Below are 15762 nucleotides of genomic sequence, written 5' to 3'. Positions count from 1 at the left end.
TTTCCTTAACCGGGCACTTTTTCTTTTTTATGTTCCCCGTTTTTCTCTTACTTTCCCTGTCAGGGTACAAATCACTACTCTATCCTTATTAGTGTCCTGTTTAACTCCTTGGCTAAACACTAGTATTTCTTTCCTGGCAGCCGAAGCCCTCCTCTCAGAATCAAATTCTAAGAATTCGGCAAAATAATCATAATAGAAAACGCTTGCAATTTTTTATATTCGTTTTATAATACTTGTATACAAGTATACTTGATTAACCAGGAAGGTGAGGAAATGACAGAAAAGAACGAATTTCTTTATCCCCAAAAATGGCTTTCAAAGGCATCAACAGGTGACCGGGTTGCTAGTGAGCTTAGGATGCAGATTATCGCGGGGCTAATTGAAAGCGATGCCATCCTTTCAGAAAACAAACTGGCTGCGGAATTCAACGTAAGTCGCTCACCTATTCGTGAAGCGTTGAAAATTCTCGCCGCAGAAAACCTGATCCGACTGGAAAGAATGGGTGCCGTGGTTATCGGCCTCACAGAAAAAGATATCGAAGAGATTTACGATGTCCGTTTATTAATAGAATCATTCGTTTTTGAGCGACTCATAAAAATAGATACATCAAATCTTGTCACCGAATTGAGCAAAATTCTCGAAATGATGAAAATCGCCATCAAGTACAAGGATGCAGACGAATTTTCATTACAGGATGTGCTCTTCCATGAAACGATTATCCGGGCCATCAATCATTCCTACATCAGGATGATCTGGGATAACACGAAGCCCGTAATGGAAGCTTTCATCTTGTTATCGATGCGATCAAGAATCGAAGAAAAATACGATGATTTCAACCGCATCCTCGAAAATCATGAGCTTTATATTGAAGCCATCAAAACAAAGAAACGCGAACTTATGATTAAATCCTTACACCAAAATTTTGATGATGTTCAAGGTAAAGTAGACGACCTTTGGATATCGCAGCAAACGCTTTCCAAGGGAGTGGAGAAAAGTGACTGAATATATGCTAGGGGTCGACATCGGTACTACTAGTACGAAGGCTGTTCTTTTCAGCGAAAAAGGCGAAGTCATCCAGCAGGAGAACATTGGATACCCTCTTTACACGCCGGATATCTCAACAGCCGAGCAAAATCCTGAAGAAATTTATATGGCGGTACTAACTGCCATTACGAAAATCATGAAACACAATCAGCAAAAAAAGCTGGCATTCATTTCATTCAGCAGCGCGATGCACAGCGTCATTGCGATTGATGAAAATGACCAGCCGCTCACACCTTGCATTACATGGGCGGACAACCGCAGTGAAGCATGGGCGCATAAAATCAAAACAGAATTGAACGGACATGAAATTTATAAGCGCACGGGAACACCGATCCACCCGATGGCACCGTTAAGCAAAGTCGCATGGATTGTGAACGAGCGTCCTGAAATCGCCGCTAAAGCGAAAAAGTACATCGGCATCAAGGAATTTATTTTTAAAAAGTTCTTTGACCAGTATGTGGTGGACCACTCGCTTGCTTCTGCGATGGGAATGATGAACCTTAAAAACCTTGATTGGGATGAAGAAGCCCTGCAAGTTGCGGGAATCTCAAAAACTCAATTATCCGAGCTTGTACCGACAACAAAAACCTTTACGAATTGCAATCCACAATTGGCAAAGCAAATCGGGATAAAGCCTGAAACTCCCTTCGTCATCGGTGCAAGTGATGGCGTTCTCTCCAATCTCGGAGTGAATGCAATCGGCAAAGGTGAAATCGCGGTCACGATCGGGACAAGCGGTGCAATCCGCACGATCATCGACGAGCCGCAAACGGATGACAAAGGACGAATTTTCTGCTACGCCCTGACGGAGAATCACTGGGTCATCGGTGGCCCCGTCAATAATGGTGGAATGGTCCTTCGCTGGATTCGTGATGAATTCGCAGCATCTGAAGTTGAAACAGCAAAGCGTTTAGGGATTGATCCTTACAATGTTTTAACGAAAATCGCTGAGCGAGTAAGGCCTGGTGCTGAAGGATTATTGTTCCACCCATATCTTGCAGGCGAGCGTGCGCCTTTATGGAATCCAGATGTCCGCGGTTCCTTTTTCGGACTGACGATGTCCCATAAAAAAGAGCATATGATTCGTGCAGCATTAGAAGGTGTCATTTTCAACCTATATACCGTCTTTTTAGCGCTTACCGAAGCGATGGAAAGTCCGGTTACAAGGATTCAGGCTACCGGCGGCTTCGCGAGATCAGATGTGTGGCGCCAGATGATGTCCGATATATTCGACATCGATGTGGTGGTTCCTGAAAGCTACGAAAGCTCTTGCCTTGGTGCTTGCATTCTCGGTCTTTATGCAACAGGTAAAATTGATTCATTTGATGCTGTTTCGGACATGATTGGCAGCACCCACAAGCATACACCAAATGAAGAAGCCGCAAATGAATACAGACAGCTGGTGCCAATCTTCATCAGCTTATCGAGAGCATTGGAACAAGATTATTCAAGAATCGCCAACTATCAAAGAAGCTTGATTAAATAGAGGATGCTTCACATCCTCTCACAAAAATGTTAGCGCTTTATTTTACAAAGGAAACACCCGCAACATGGTATCACAAATATCTTAGCGCTTTATTTTTAACAGAGGGAACACCCCCAGAATGGGGATTACAAATAATCTTAACCCTTTATTTTACAAAGGGAACACCCCCTACATGGGGATTAAAAATATCTTAGCTTTTTATGTTAACAAAAGGAATTACCCGCTCCATGCGGGAACTATAGACATCTTAGGGGGAAATTACAATGCCATTGGTTATTGTAGCAATTGGTATCTTAGCTTTACTTTTATTGATTATGGGCTTCAAGCTCAACACATTCATTTCGTTGATCATCGTTTCGTTTGGCGTAGCATTGGCACTTGGAATGCCACTTGGTGAGATTGTTAAGACAATCGAAGCCGGTTTAGGCGGAACACTTGGCCACTTAGCACTGATTTTCGGTCTTGGTGCGATGCTTGGTAAATTGATTGCGGATTCCGGCGGTGCCCAGCGAATCGCAATGACACTTGTGAACAAATTTGGTGAAAAGAATATCCAGTGGGCAGTCGTGGCTGCTTCATTCATTATCGGTGTTGCTCTATTTTTCGAAGTAGGTTTAGTATTATTGATTCCAATCGTATTTGCGATTTCAAGAGAATTAAAGATTTCAATTTTGTACCTTGGTATTCCAATGACTGCTGCATTATCTGTAACTCACGGCTTCCTGCCTCCTCACCCTGGTCCAACTGTAATTGCCGGTGAGTATGGCGCAAACATTGGGGAAGTATTGCTTTATGGTTTTATCATTGCAATTCCCACTGTTATCCTGGCTGGTCCCGTATTTACGAAAATCGCTAAAAAGCTTGTTCCAGAATCTTTTAACAAAACAGGAAATATCGCTTCTTTAGGTGAACAAAAAACGTTCAAACTTGAAGAAACACCAGGTTTCGGTATCAGCGTATTCACAGCACTACTTCCAGTTATCTTAATGTCTATCGCAACAATCATTTCTTTACTTCAAAAAACAATGGGATTTGAGGATAATAGTTTCCTAGCAGCAATCCAGTTCATCGGTGATGCAGGAACTGCCATGCTAATCTCACTATTAGTGGCAATTTACACTATGGGATTGGCACGAAACATTCCAATCAAAACGGTAATGGATTCTTGTACAACGGCCATCTCTCACATCGGCATGATGCTTTTGATCATCGGTGGCGGAGGCGCCTTCAAGCAAGTCTTGATCAATGGCGGCGTGGGTGATTATGTAGCTGAATTGTTCCAAGGCACTTCATTATCACCAATCCTGCTTGCCTGGATTATCGCGGCAATTCTGCGTATCTCTCTAGGTTCAGCAACAGTTGCAGCCTTAACAACAGCCGGACTAGTCATCCCGCTTCTTGGCCAGACAGATGTGAACCTTGCGCTTGTCGTACTAGCAACAGGAGCAGGAAGCTTGATCGCATCACACGTGAACGATGCAGGCTTCTGGATGTTCAAAGAATATTTCGGCCTTAGCATGAAAGAAACATTCGCAACATGGACACTACTTGAAACGATTATTTCAGTAGCAGGATTAGGATTTATCTTATTGCTTAGCTTGTTTGTATAATGTGAAAAGGTCAGCCCGATTATGAAGGGCTGACCTTTTTTAAAAACTCCTACACAAACCACCTAATATAAACCCCGACGGCAATAAAGGATAGTAATATCACAACAATATAAATCAACGTAAGATTCGTCGTGTTTTTTTTCGTGGCTTTGCTATATTCCTCGTCTCCCTTGCCGGACAATAACAATGTGGCTAGCAGAGCCCCAATGAGAATAATGATGACTAAAACAAGACCAAGGGTCATGTAAACACCTCTTAATATTATAATCATCTTAATTATAACAAACTACAACGAAAGTCTGAGAAATTCTCATTCCTATCTCCGACCTCTAAGGTGTTTCATCAATATATAATAAAACTAAAGTATTGAATCGAGGTGTTGAAGATGAAGAAATCTTGGCCTGAAAAAATGCCTGCTGTCCAATTCAGGATTGCACGGCCAACGGATCAGTTGGAAAAGGTCGTTGAATTTTACCGCGATGGTGCAGGGCTTAAAGTAGTAGGTTCATTTGAAAAACATGATGGCTATGACGGGGTGATGCTTGGCCTGCCAGATTTGAGCTACCACCTTGAGTTTACCCAGCATGATAATGGAAGTCCCTGTCCCGCGCCAACAGAAGATAATCTATTAGTCTTCTACATTCCTGACAAGGAATCGCGAGACGCAATCGCCGGGCGGTTACATGCCATGGGTTATCCGGAGGTCGAGCCGGAAAACCCATATTGGAAAAAGGCCGGGGTGACGATTTCCGATCCGGATGGCTGGAGGATCGTGCTACAGAATACTGAAGGGCTGTAGAGAATTAAATGCAGAATCTGCTCCACAATACTGAAGGGCTCGGCAATTAATAAAGCGAGAAGGCACTTCTGCGGTTCATGTGCAGAAGTGCCTTCTTTTTAAAATTCTAGCTCTCCAACCTTCTCGTAACTGCCCATTTTATGACTTGTGATTTTTTCTGGGGACAGGGCGTACATTGTGTCGCCGATATAGAGCAGGCGCTGGATTTGCTTCCCCCACTCTTCGTAATATGGCATTTCGCCGTTAATATGGGATATTTTAGACTTCAGCTTAAAACCGGTGGCAGGATCGATACTATAGACATATGCGCCCTGATATTCAAAGATTTGTTCGTATTCATTCTTCTCACTGTTTTGGTATACCGAGATGGGGAACGCAAAAATGTCTTTGTCTTTATTGAACAGCAATGCTTTATGGTCATGATTCAGCGGAGAATAGGTACCCCTGCCGCCAATGATCTCAGTAAACTTCTCTTTCGGATTGGACATGTCGCTAACATCGAATAAGGAGATTTTAACTCCATCTGTCAAAATACGCGGTTGCGACGCTCCTTTTTCAGCGACAATTTTCGTATCCTGGCCAAATCCGATGATATGGTTTTCATCATAAGGATGCAGATAATTACTGAAGCCAGGAATTTTCAGCTCACCAAGCACTTTCGGGTTGGCTGGATCGCTTGCATCGAACACAAACAGCGGATCTGTTTCTTTAAAAGTAACCATATAGATCCGGTCACCCATGAACCTTGCGGAATAGATTTTCTCCCCGCGCGCCAGCTCTTCAATCTTTCCTGCTTCCTTCAGATTTTTATCCAATATATAAAGATGGTTGGAGGAAGGCCGCTTTTCATCCCACGCATAACCTTTTGTCGTAACCACCCGGAAATAGCCATTGTGCTCATCCATCGAAAACTGGTTCAGCACGGTTCCCGGCACGGTGGCGGAGCTGTGGTATTTTACATCCATGCCATTGATTGCGAATTTATGGACATCGGTGTCCGGTGCAATCACACCGCGATCTTTCCTATCCATATCCCCGTAATTTTCAACGGCGAGATAGAGATTTTCCTTTGACATATAAAGCTGGTTGCCACTGCCCAGATAGGTCGCCATTGAAACTTCCTCTTTAGGCTGGTCGAGGTTGAGCGCGGCAATCATCGTATAGTTCGGCTGGCGCGACTCGGGGAAGTAATGAATATCGTCATAATCTATACTTCTTTCCTTTGAGTCGTATACAGTGTCAGAGAACTTAGGCCTGATATCCATTCTCCGGTTCTCCTTCAGCAGCCAGTAGTCCGGATAGTGCTGCGTGACCAGGTAAACAAGGCTATCCACCTTCCTCGCTGATACATAGGAACCTTCAACAGTGACTTCGCGTATCTGCTTGGGATCAGCAGGATTTTTCACATCATAAACAATAATTTTCGTAGACTGCATCATCGGCGCAATCAACGAATCCTTAGCAGCGTCTTCATAAGATTTTGTCATGTGATGATACTGATAACCAATCACCACCAATTGCCCGTCCTCCAGGAAAAGCTGATGAGGAGTAAATTCCCCATTGTAACGAAGCGTCGACAGAACCTTCATCTGCGCGCCCGGCACAGCCTGGATGATCCGCACCTTGTCGTGCTCTGCCTGGAAAATGCTCTTCCCATCTGTTTTGACGATATCTGCTTCATCCACGCCGTGCACCTGGACATTTGTTTCGGAAACATCCCCGCCGCCACCGGACTTATCGGCAGTCATTGACTCCTCCGTCGCTTTATCCTCGCCAGCAGAGAAGGAATCCTTCAATCCGCCAAACCAGCTTCGGGCCTCTTTCTCTTCCTCTATAATCTCTTCAAAATAGCTCGCCAGATTCTCCTGCGTACCAACAGTTGGAAGGGTTTCTTTAACAACGAACTGCCAGGTGTGCTTAGTGTTCAGCTCCCTGCCGAGCGCAGATTTAATTCCTTTTTTAAAATGAACAGTAAATTCCTTCGCTTTGAGGTCATAACCGTTTTTCGGAGGATGGATGAAAATGGTTTTCTGGTCTGTACCAAGCTCCAGCTTCGTGTCGAGCTTCTCTCCCTTGTCATTCGTCACATAAATCAAATTAGGATCAAGACTTTTTTCAGAAACTTTTTCGGAAAACTCTAGCGTCCACACTTTATTTGGCAGGACCACATGCTCCTCTTCCCACGCATTGACCACTTTGAACTGGGACAAAGAATAAATAGCCACTGCCACTACCGAAATGAGCAACAAACCGCTTAATAACCACCATTTTTTCATCATTTTTTGAACCCCCTTGTTAAATTAGACGGGGATTGCTCGCTGGTGTTTCAGTTTTAACCTAAAAATTACAATTCAGGAAGGATTCTTATGAAAAGCTTGGCTACTTTGCTTCGAGATAGAAAATTCAACTTTACCCGAAAGTTTTTATAGCGAAAAATGAAGTTTTATAGCGAAAATATCTCTTTTATAGCGAATTCCAATTTTTAATAGCGAAAATCTAGTTTTTATAGCGAACTGGAAATTCTGCTCGTTTTTTTCCAATTGGCTTGTATAAAAAAAAGTTCCTCCGCATCACGAAGGAACTTTAATTCCAGGAAACTCTTCTCCTGGCACGGGTTTGCTGAAGTGATAGCCTTGAGCTTCATTGCAGCGGTGCTGTTTCAATACACCTAACTGGTCTTCTGTTTCCACACCTTCTGCGATGACGGACAATCCCAGGTTATGCGCCATAAGAATAATTGTTGTTGCAATGTTTTCGTCGCTTTTATTGTCGGCGATGTCCTTCACAAAGCAGCGGTCGATTTTCAAATGATCAATCGGGAATCTCTTCAGGTAACTCAGCGAGCTGTAGCCTGTACCGAAATCATCAATCGAGATATTCACTCCAAGTTCCTTCAGCTCGTGAAGAATCACGCTTGCTTTCTCTACGTCCATTGTCATGCTTTCAGTAATCTCAATCGTAAGGAAGCGCGGCTCGACTCCGGCCAACTCAATTGTTTCCTTAATCATCGGAATCAAATCAGGCTGATAAAATTGGCGAATCGATAAATTCACCGATATCGTCAACCCATCCATTCCATTACTGTGCCAGTCTTTGAGCTGAAGCAGAGATGTTTTCAGCACCCACTCACCAATCGGAATGATCAATCCCGTTTCTTCCGCTATCGGAATGAACTGATCTGGTGATACATGACCAACTCTTTCATTTTGCCAGCGGATAAGCGCCTCCGCTCCTTTGATCTCATTCTTGCATAAGTTTACAATCGGCTGATAATGAAGCGCAAATTCATTTCGCTCGAGTGCTTTACGGAGCTCATTTTCAATCTGAAGCCTTTCAAAAGCTTTTCGATCAAGCAACACATCATACATCTGGTAATTATTGCGCCCTTGCTTTTTTGCCTGATACATCGCGACATCCGCTTTGCTCAACAGCATGTCAACTTCCTCACCATCATCTGGGTAAAAGCTCATGCCTATACTCGTTGAGATGAAAATATCTGTACCATCAATTGCAAAAGGCTCCTCTAATGCCTTGAGTATGTTACGGGCCACAGCTTCGGCTTTTTCTTTCGTCGTATGCTCTAGTAAAATTGTGAACTCGTCCCCGCCCTGTCTCGAGAACAAGTCACCGTCTCCTAGGCAATCTTTTAATTTATCAGAAACATGCACAAGAAGCCGGTCACCAATCGAATGGCCAAGAGAGTCGTTCACGTACTTAAATCGATCGAGGTCGAGGAACATCAGACTCATTTTTTCTTCCTGTTCCAGATTTGTCTCGGCAATGGCATTTTGGACCCTTTCATCAAACCGTCTGCGGTTCGCCAGCCCGGTCAACGCATCATGATACGCCATAAAATCAATTTTTTCTTTTGCCCGATAGTGCTGAATCACAAGGCTGGTGAGGTCAGTTGCTTTTTCAATGATCTTCCGGTCCTTCTCACGTGGAGATCTCGTACGACAATAATACATGCCAAATGTGCCAATCACCCTCTGGTCATCATCAAAAACTGGTGATGACCAGCAAGCCTTCAAATCATAGTGAAGAGCCAGCTCACGGTAATGTTCCCATAATGGATCGTTCTCAATATCTGTCACGACTACAGATTTTTTAAAAAAGGCCGCCGTGCCACAGGAACCAGCCGTAGGACCAATAGGCATACCATCAACTGCCGCATTATATACTGGCGGCAAATGGGGAGATGATCCATGATGCAATTTCATTCCCTCTTGATCCGCAATCAGGATGGAACAGTGTGCGCCGTCCGTGAAACTCTCGATGAAAAATACTATTTCATCAAGAACTTCCTGAAAATCAGCTCCCTTTGCCATCATTTTAAGGATCCGGTTTTGGCCTCTCACCAATGCCTCAAGTTCCTTCTTTTCCGTGATATCCTGCGCGCAGCCGACAATTCCCAGGATTTCATCTCCAACCTTAATCGGCACTGCTGTGATCATCAGATTGACACGCTCACCTGTCCCCTTCCTTAGAATGACCGTTTCAAACCTCTCACGTTCTCCTCTTGTGACCCATTTAAAATGCTTTATTGTTTCCTCAACATAATCATCATGAATAATCGATACAAAATTCATTTCCATAGCTTCATCAGTGGTATAACCCGTTATGGCTACCGCCTCTTCATTAAAAACAATAAAATTCCCATCCATATCAAGGGCATAGCACCCATCATGGTTATAATCAAACAAGGATTTATATACCTCAAAAAGAGAGCTGTTATTCAAATCTGGCTGCATTGCAGTCACCCCGTCCATCTACATTTTAAGTATATACATGTCATATCGGCACTCCCTTACTATGGTTATACAGGTATTTTTTAACAGTAAAGTCTTTTGGACAAGTTTTCGTAGACTAAATCGAAATGGAACAGTATATAAAAAACCACGTTGTTAATAAGTACAGCTACTATTTCACAAATAATGTAAATAAAAGTTTACAAAATGCAAAGGATATATTACATTTAAGGTGAATAAACATATATTACCAAAGGAGTAAACTTGTACATGTTAAAAAACTCTGTTCGTGAATTCCGAGCAAGATTCAGATTTTCACAGCAAGATTTAGCGGACAAGATCGGCGTGACGAGACAGACGATTGGACTGATCGAAAAAGGGGACTACGCTCCCTCCGTCACCCTCGCATTAAAAATAGCAGCTGCCTTCGAAGTACCAGTCGAAGAAGTGTTTCGCTTAGAAGGAGAGATATGACCGTGTTAAAAAGAACTTTTCAATCAACGTTTTTCAATATTGTCCTTATATTGGGACTGGGTATCATCATGATTGGCAACCACTATTCCAACCATGTTCCCGCCTGGCTTAACATTGATCCCATGGTTTTGGGCATTCCGATTCTCATCATGATTGCGATTATCCCTCTCTATAACAAACGCAACCCCCAAGATCCGATAAAGGCCAGCCTGATCCCGATGGAAATGCGAGAAGAGGACGAAGGTATGCAGTGGCTGACTTTTAAGGCAACGAGAAAAGTGTACATCTTCTTTGCTCTATCCATTCCAGTCGCCATTGCCCTAACCGCTTATTTCAATCACATTCCGTATTTGCCGATTATTTTGTTCATCGTGATGGGAATTGCGCAATACCTGATCTACTGGTTCCAAATGAAACGTTACTCGTAAACGGGAGGAATTTTTATGGAGACGCGCCTGATTGTGACGGGCATCATTCTTGTTGTGCTTCTCGAAGCCTTTCTTGTACATTTGTTTCTTTTATACCGAAAAGGAAAAATCAATGAGAATCCGTTGCTGCTGATCTACAAAAAAGAAATGAAAATTCTTTTTTATGCTTTTTTTAAATGGAAAATCCCTACTCCTGCCCGAGATACTTTTTACTATCATAAAAAATCGAACTACTTCTGGCTATTTCTCGCTCTCGTCCATGAACAGATTATCGAAATGATTGTTTTCCATATTTATTTAAGAAAAGAAGCGCCTGAAATCGCTCTGGTAATGCTGCTGCTTCATATTTACAGCGTCTTTTACATAATGGGTGATTACAATTTATTGAGGAATTTGCCGATTTCAGTTAAGAAGAACAGTGTGCACATTAAAATCGGCGCAAGAAGGGAACTGAATTTTCCCTTGAGCGATATTGAAAGAATCCAGCCCGCAAAATTGAAGTATAACAATAACGGCGGAATCATTCATGAAAAAAATGTGTTCCATGCCACTGCCTTTCCGCGGGCGCTCACCAGGATATTCGGGATGAGCGATGAGGCGAAGTATGAGGTTATCTTCAAAGAACCGATGATTGCAAGAGGATATTTCGGCCAGGAAAAAGAAGTGCAAAAGGTGCTATTCTACATCGACCAGCCGGATGAATTCGCTGATTTGATAATAGAAAAACTGGATCATATCAATAATGACAGACTGGTAACCGTATAACGATGGCCACTTTAACTCTCTCAAGTGGCTGGTCATTTTAATATTTTACGAAAGTGGTAATACTCCGCTTCGAGGCAATCGTTTTTCTTGCGAGCTCTTCCTTCCAATTGCTCTCGTCCAGCCGGTATTCACCATTTTCATTCTTATAGGTCTTTTTCAATAGATTGATCGTCCGGGCTTCTTCAGGAAGATTGACAGACAAAGGCCTCCCCCGTTTTCCTTCTTCATATATGTAAAACTCAACAACATCGCCAAATTCCATGAACTCATCTAGAAACGTGATGAATACGGAATCCTCGCTTCCGTATTCATACACGTATGGCAGAGAAAGCGGCAGTTCCTTTTTATAATCCTCACCACTTATGAAAGGATAATCCTGTCCGTTTATATGAAATTCCTCGATCGGTCTCATTGTTGCGATAAAATAATGGCAAGTCATTACGTTCACCCCTTTTTTGAGTCACTATTTATCCATTCTTCATCTGAGTAAAAAACTATATATATGTAACCCTGACAAGTTATTACATACACTCCCAGTCTTATTAAGCCTTTCGACTTACCTTTTACGAGAATGGTATGTAAAAAGTTTCAAAGTTAACCAGATATTACAATTAACTGGGAGATTTACTTAAAAAGGTCCTTCTTCTGTATTTAGGATATACATACTCTGTCAGCCAAATGAAACACAAAAAACAGCCTCAAATATTAATAAGAGACTGTTTATTCAATATTTTCTAAGCGTTTAGCATCGGCCGCCAAAACAACAACGCCATAACCTTCGGATAATGCAGTAGGCAAACAAGATTACGACGATTAAACCTATAACCCCTAGAATTGTATTCAAAGTTCCAGCCAATGCGCCAAGTCCTGCTAGTATCGCAGCGACTAATCCAAAAGTAGACAACAAAATCAATCCTACCCCCAGCAAGACTCCAAGAAACAATTCGAACACGCTGCACGCAGCATGAACACCATTACTCATATGCTTCACCTCCAAACTATTGTTCATCTTCATCATATGCATGTACCAGACTGCTTGTTTGTTTTTAAAAGTAAAAGAGGCGTTTATCTATCTATTCATGCCTTACACCCATATTTCCATCTATACTCAAAGTGGTTTATGATGTAATCAACTAGAACGAACAGGAGACTAGTAATGGAAAAACAACAAACAAGCTTAAAGCCTTTTCTCAATTTGATTTTATCGACGAATCTTCCGAAGGCGGCCCTTTTCACTGGGCTGACTGCGAGCATCATCACGACTCTGGCTGGACTGGTAGTTCCGCTCCTAACGAAAAATCTAGTCGACGGTTTTCAGTTGAGGCAATCAGTGCTCCGCTTATGATCGCAATTGGTGCCGCCTTCATCATTCAGGCATTGATCAGCGGGATTTCGATCTACCTGCTCAGCTATGTCGGTCAAAAGGTAGTGGCGAGGCTGCGCGAACGGATGTGGTCGAAGCTCATCCGCATGCCTGTCCGTTATTTTGACAAGCAGTCCAGCGGGGAAACGGTCAGCCGAATCGTCAATGATACGAGTATTGTCAAAGACTTGATCACGAACCATTTCCCGAATTTCGCCACAGGAATCATCTCCATCATTGGTGCTGTTGTGATTTTGCTCGTGATGGACTGGAAAATGACCTTGCTCATGCTCATTTCCGTGCCGCTCACGCTGGCAATCATGATGCCTCTTGGCAGGAAAATGGCCAAGATTGCACGTGGGCTTCAGGATGAGACGGCCGTTTTTACTGGACATATCACCCAGACTCTCGGCGAAATTCGCTTAATGAAAGCTTCAACCGCTGAAAATATTGAAGAGGACAATGGCTATGGTGGCATTGATAAGCTGTTCAATTTTGGATTGAAGGAAGCACGGATCTTTGCGTTGATTGGTCCAGTCATGCAGCTGATGATCATGGTCGTTATTGTCATCATCATTGCGTACGGAGGAATGCGCGTAGTGAATGGAACCATGTCGACAGGTTCGCTCATCGCCTTCCTGCTTTATTTGTTCCAGATCATCATGCCGATCACTTCGTTTGCGATGTTCTTTACACAGCTGCAAAAAGCGAAGGGCGCGACAGAGCGGATCATTGAAATTCTCGACCAGCCACTTGAAGAAGGCCAGGAAGGAATCGAAACTGATATTAGCAACCTGCCAATTACCATCGATAATGTCAGCTTTGCCTACAGCGAGGAAGAGCCTGTCATTGAAGGAGTTTCTTTGGATGCGCAACCTGGCCAGATGGTTGCTTTCGTCGGACCAAGCGGCGGCGGCAAAACGACTATGTTTGGCTTGATTGAACGTTTTTACGAACCGACAAAAGGAGAAATCCGGATTGGCGACACTCCGATCCAGGAACTATCGCTCACCTCCTGGCGCAATCAGATCGGCTATGTTTCACAGGAAAGCGCGATGATGGCCGGTACCATCCGCGAAAATCTTTACTATGGGCTGGAAAACGGTGATCAGATTCAGGATGAACAACTGTGGGAAGTCGCAAAAATGGCCTATGCAGACCAATTCATCGCCGACTTTCCAAAGGGACTTGATACCGAGGTTGGCGAACGTGGGGTCAAATTATCTGGCGGACAAAGGCAGCGTATCGCAATCGCACGTGCCTTCCTCCGCGATCCGAAAATCCTGATGATGGACGAAGCCACCGCCAGCCTCGACAGTCAGTCAGAAGGAATCGTCCAGCAGGCACTGACCCGCCTGATGGAAGGCCGGACGACATTTGTCATCGCACACAGACTCTCCACCATCGTCAATGCGGATAAAATCGTGTTTATCGAAAAAGGAAGAGTGACCGGGATTGGCACTCACCAGGAATTGATTCAAATGCATGATTTGTATAGGGAGTTTGCACAGCAACAGCTGGCATAGGCATCATTTACACAGAGAGTTTGCCAAGCTTATGGGATAAACAACAAAAAGGAGGTCCGCCGTCATGGTTGGACCTCCTTTTTAGTTTTCACTTATTGTCCTGGCTCTCCCTAAACAAAAATGATCTCTTCAGTAGCCCTGTAGTCCCTCGGTGACAGGCCAACGTATTTTTTGAAGGTCCCGCTGAAGTAGTTGGGGGTGTTATACCCCAGTTCTTCGGCAATGGCTTCCACCGTGTGGTCCGTGTGGCGCAGCATCCAGACACCTCGCTGCATGCGGACGAAGGTGACATACTCGACGAAGCTGCGACCGGTTTCTTGTTTAAAGATGCGGCTGAAGTATGGCACGCTCAGATTGATCTGGTCTGCAACCTGCTTGATGGACAGGTCCTCCGTACAGTACTGGGAAATATAATCGACACACTTTTGGATTTGCATGTCCATCGTGATTTCCTCGAAATAGCGAAGCTGCAGTCTTTCGTATGGCGATGTCCGCCTTGCTTTACACGCTTCTTTATATGAATGGTGCAGCAGCAGCGGCTCGCGATAAATGGAGCCTACACCAATATAAAGCTGTATCCCGTATTCATTTTCCAAGGACTCAATTGCCTCAAGTATGTGCCCTTCCCCCTCTTTCCAATGCTTCAATGAACCATACTCCGACGGCACTTGGAGCAGCATGAGCAGGTGTTTCCTGTAGGACAGGAACGTGAGCTGATATCCTTCAAACTGCTTTTTCAAAAACTCCTGGATGACCATCGACGACTGCCAGCCCTCTTGCATACGTTTAGCCGGACAGCGGACGAATCCCTGAATAAAACAGACCACATTCGGCACAGCTTCCCCCGGCAGGTAAAAACGGGATTGCAGAAGCTCCTCCTCTGTCTTCACTTCCCCTGACAACAGTCTCCGTAAAAAAGCCTCCCTAAAAGGTAAGGTGTTGCGCCCAACTGCCTCAGCCGCATCGAAATGATGGAATACTTCCTCGCTTTCTGCGTATCTGGTATTCTCACTTTCAATCTCTTCGACCGCTCGCTTTAAGGTACGTATAAAAATTCGTTGTTTCACCGATTTTACCAGCAGGTAGGTCAGCTTGAACTCGATTGCCAGCGGAGAGGTGTGCAAAAGTGACGGGTCCAGCAGCGGAATGATCCGGCAGCCTTTATTCCGTTTGCGGAACCGGTGTATTTTTACCCAATCATGCCATTTGTTCACTTCAATGATCGCGATATGTATATCATTCTCTTCGTCTACTAGCTTACAATTCTCCTGGCATTCTCCCAGAATCCATGCAGCTAGCTTCCCATACTCCGCTTCATCCTCAACAGCAAGCCAGATTGAATTCAACCTTACCACCCCCTTGTCTTATTCACATGAGTGAATAAAAATTTAAATTATATTAAATATTTGTATATTTCTGATAATTTATTGTAAGGTATCGGACAATTCTCTATCGTACAATCAATTTAATGATATCACGGCTAACCTAAAGGAGGGAAATCTTGATAACGGGTTAGGCC

The 15762-nt window shown here is 43.7% G+C and carries 13 protein-coding genes and 1 pseudogene; 8 read left to right on the top strand and 6 right to left on the bottom strand.

The window, feature by feature from the left end; translation table 11 throughout:
* Positions 1-273: 273 nt before the first annotated feature.
* From TY49_RS15570 to TY49_RS15560, 3 genes are all read left to right on the top strand, one after another.
* Complete coding sequence (locus TY49_RS15570) at positions 274-1002, top strand: GntR family transcriptional regulator (RefSeq protein ID WP_041966825.1); 729 nt, start codon at positions 274-276, stop codon at positions 1000-1002.
* Complete coding sequence (gene gntK, locus TY49_RS15565; protein ID WP_041966824.1) at positions 995-2530, top strand: gluconokinase; 1536 nt, start codon at positions 995-997, stop codon at positions 2528-2530. Before TY49_RS15570 ends, gntK begins: the two co-directional genes overlap by 8 nt.
* Positions 2531-2793: 263 nt before the next feature.
* Positions 2794-4140 (top strand): GntP family permease, encoded by a 1347-nt coding sequence (locus TY49_RS15560; protein WP_041966823.1) that lies wholly within the window; start codon positions 2794-2796, stop codon positions 4138-4140.
* A 49-nt stretch (positions 4141-4189) separates the two neighbouring features.
* Here the strand turns inward: TY49_RS15560 and TY49_RS15555 are convergent, their stop codons facing one another.
* Positions 4190-4384 carry a hypothetical protein gene (locus TY49_RS15555; RefSeq protein WP_041966822.1) on the bottom strand — a complete coding sequence of 65 codons (195 nt, stop codon included), beginning with the start codon at positions 4382-4384 and terminating at the stop codon, positions 4190-4192.
* 141 nt (positions 4385-4525) lie between these two features.
* On the opposite strand from TY49_RS15555, the gene TY49_RS15550 reads away from it, so the two are divergent.
* On the top strand, positions 4526-4939 hold the full coding sequence (locus TY49_RS15550; protein WP_041966821.1) for a VOC family protein: 414 nt from the start codon (positions 4526-4528) through the stop codon (positions 4937-4939).
* A 98-nt stretch (positions 4940-5037) separates the two neighbouring features.
* On the opposite strand, the gene TY49_RS15545 is transcribed toward TY49_RS15550, so the two are convergent.
* Both TY49_RS15545 and TY49_RS15540 read right to left on the bottom strand, forming a co-directional pair.
* A complete protein-coding gene (locus TY49_RS15545) occupies positions 5038-7218 on the bottom strand; it encodes a beta-propeller domain-containing protein (protein ID WP_041966820.1) in 2181 nt (726 codons plus the stop codon).
* Between the two features lie 291 nt (positions 7219-7509).
* On the bottom strand, positions 7510-9690 hold the full coding sequence (locus tag TY49_RS15540; RefSeq protein ID WP_198135633.1) for a bifunctional diguanylate cyclase/phosphodiesterase: 2181 nt from the start codon (positions 9688-9690) through the stop codon (positions 7510-7512).
* A 267-nt stretch (positions 9691-9957) separates the two neighbouring features.
* On the opposite strand from TY49_RS15540, the gene TY49_RS15535 reads away from it, so the two are divergent.
* From TY49_RS15535 to TY49_RS15525, 3 genes are read left to right on the top strand one after another with little or no spacing between them, the layout of a single operon-like run.
* Positions 9958-10161 carry a helix-turn-helix transcriptional regulator gene (locus TY49_RS15535; RefSeq protein WP_041966819.1) on the top strand — a complete coding sequence of 68 codons (204 nt, stop codon included), beginning with the start codon at positions 9958-9960 and terminating at the stop codon, positions 10159-10161.
* A gap of 2 nt (positions 10162-10163) precedes the next feature.
* Positions 10164-10589, top strand: coding sequence for a hypothetical protein (locus TY49_RS23960; protein ID WP_052442205.1), 426 nt, complete (start codon positions 10164-10166; stop codon positions 10587-10589).
* A 15-nt stretch (positions 10590-10604) separates the two neighbouring features.
* Complete coding sequence (locus tag TY49_RS15525) at positions 10605-11354, top strand: hypothetical protein (RefSeq protein ID WP_041966818.1); 750 nt, start codon at positions 10605-10607, stop codon at positions 11352-11354.
* A 37-nt stretch (positions 11355-11391) separates the two neighbouring features.
* On the opposite strand, the gene TY49_RS15520 is transcribed toward TY49_RS15525, so the two are convergent.
* Positions 11392-11793 (bottom strand): hypothetical protein, encoded by a 402-nt coding sequence (locus TY49_RS15520; protein ID WP_041966817.1) that lies wholly within the window; start codon positions 11791-11793, stop codon positions 11392-11394.
* Positions 11794-12096: 303 nt separating this feature from the next.
* Positions 12097-12336 carry a hypothetical protein gene (locus TY49_RS15515; RefSeq protein WP_041966816.1) on the bottom strand — a complete coding sequence of 80 codons (240 nt, stop codon included), beginning with the start codon at positions 12334-12336 and terminating at the stop codon, positions 12097-12099.
* Positions 12337-12510: 174 nt separating this feature from the next.
* On the opposite strand from TY49_RS15515, the pseudogene TY49_RS15510 reads away from it, so the two are divergent.
* Positions 12511-14243, top strand: a pseudogene (locus TY49_RS15510) (ABC transporter ATP-binding protein).
* 110 nt (positions 14244-14353) lie between these two features.
* Here the strand turns inward: TY49_RS15510 and TY49_RS23955 are convergent.
* Entirely contained in the window at positions 14354-15589 is a 1236-nt protein-coding gene (locus TY49_RS23955) for an AraC family transcriptional regulator (RefSeq protein ID WP_052442204.1), read from the bottom strand.
* Positions 15590-15762 lie beyond the last annotated feature (173 nt).

This window comes from Mesobacillus selenatarsenatis SF-1, assembly GCF_000813125.1.
Classification (GTDB): domain Bacteria; phylum Bacillota; class Bacilli; order Bacillales; family Cytobacillaceae; genus Mesobacillus; species Mesobacillus selenatarsenatis.
The sequence above is the reverse complement of the archived record's forward strand: the minus strand, read 5'-3'. Positions and strand labels throughout refer to the sequence as shown.

Coding starts and splice junctions, on each gene's coding strand:
- TY49_RS15550 (WP_041966821.1), top strand. CDS start 4,526: ATGAAGAAATCTTGGCCTGAAAAAATGCCTGCTGTCCAATTCAGGATT.
- TY49_RS15515 (WP_041966816.1), bottom strand. CDS start 12,336: ATGAGTAATGGTGTTCATGCTGCGTGCAGCGTGTTCGAATTGTTTCTT.
- TY49_RS15520 (WP_041966817.1), bottom strand. CDS start 11,793: ATGACTTGCCATTATTTTATCGCAACAATGAGACCGATCGAGGAATTT.
- TY49_RS15570 (WP_041966825.1), top strand. CDS start 274: ATGACAGAAAAGAACGAATTTCTTTATCCCCAAAAATGGCTTTCAAAG.
- TY49_RS15525 (WP_041966818.1), top strand. CDS start 10,605: ATGGAGACGCGCCTGATTGTGACGGGCATCATTCTTGTTGTGCTTCTC.
- TY49_RS15540 (WP_198135633.1), bottom strand. CDS start 9,690: ATGCAGCCAGATTTGAATAACAGCTCTCTTTTTGAGGTATATAAATCC.
- TY49_RS15535 (WP_041966819.1), top strand. CDS start 9,958: ATGTTAAAAAACTCTGTTCGTGAATTCCGAGCAAGATTCAGATTTTCA.
- TY49_RS15545 (WP_041966820.1), bottom strand. CDS start 7,218: ATGATGAAAAAATGGTGGTTATTAAGCGGTTTGTTGCTCATTTCGGTA.
- TY49_RS15560 (WP_041966823.1), top strand. CDS start 2,794: ATGCCATTGGTTATTGTAGCAATTGGTATCTTAGCTTTACTTTTATTG.
- TY49_RS15555 (WP_041966822.1), bottom strand. CDS start 4,384: ATGACCCTTGGTCTTGTTTTAGTCATCATTATTCTCATTGGGGCTCTG.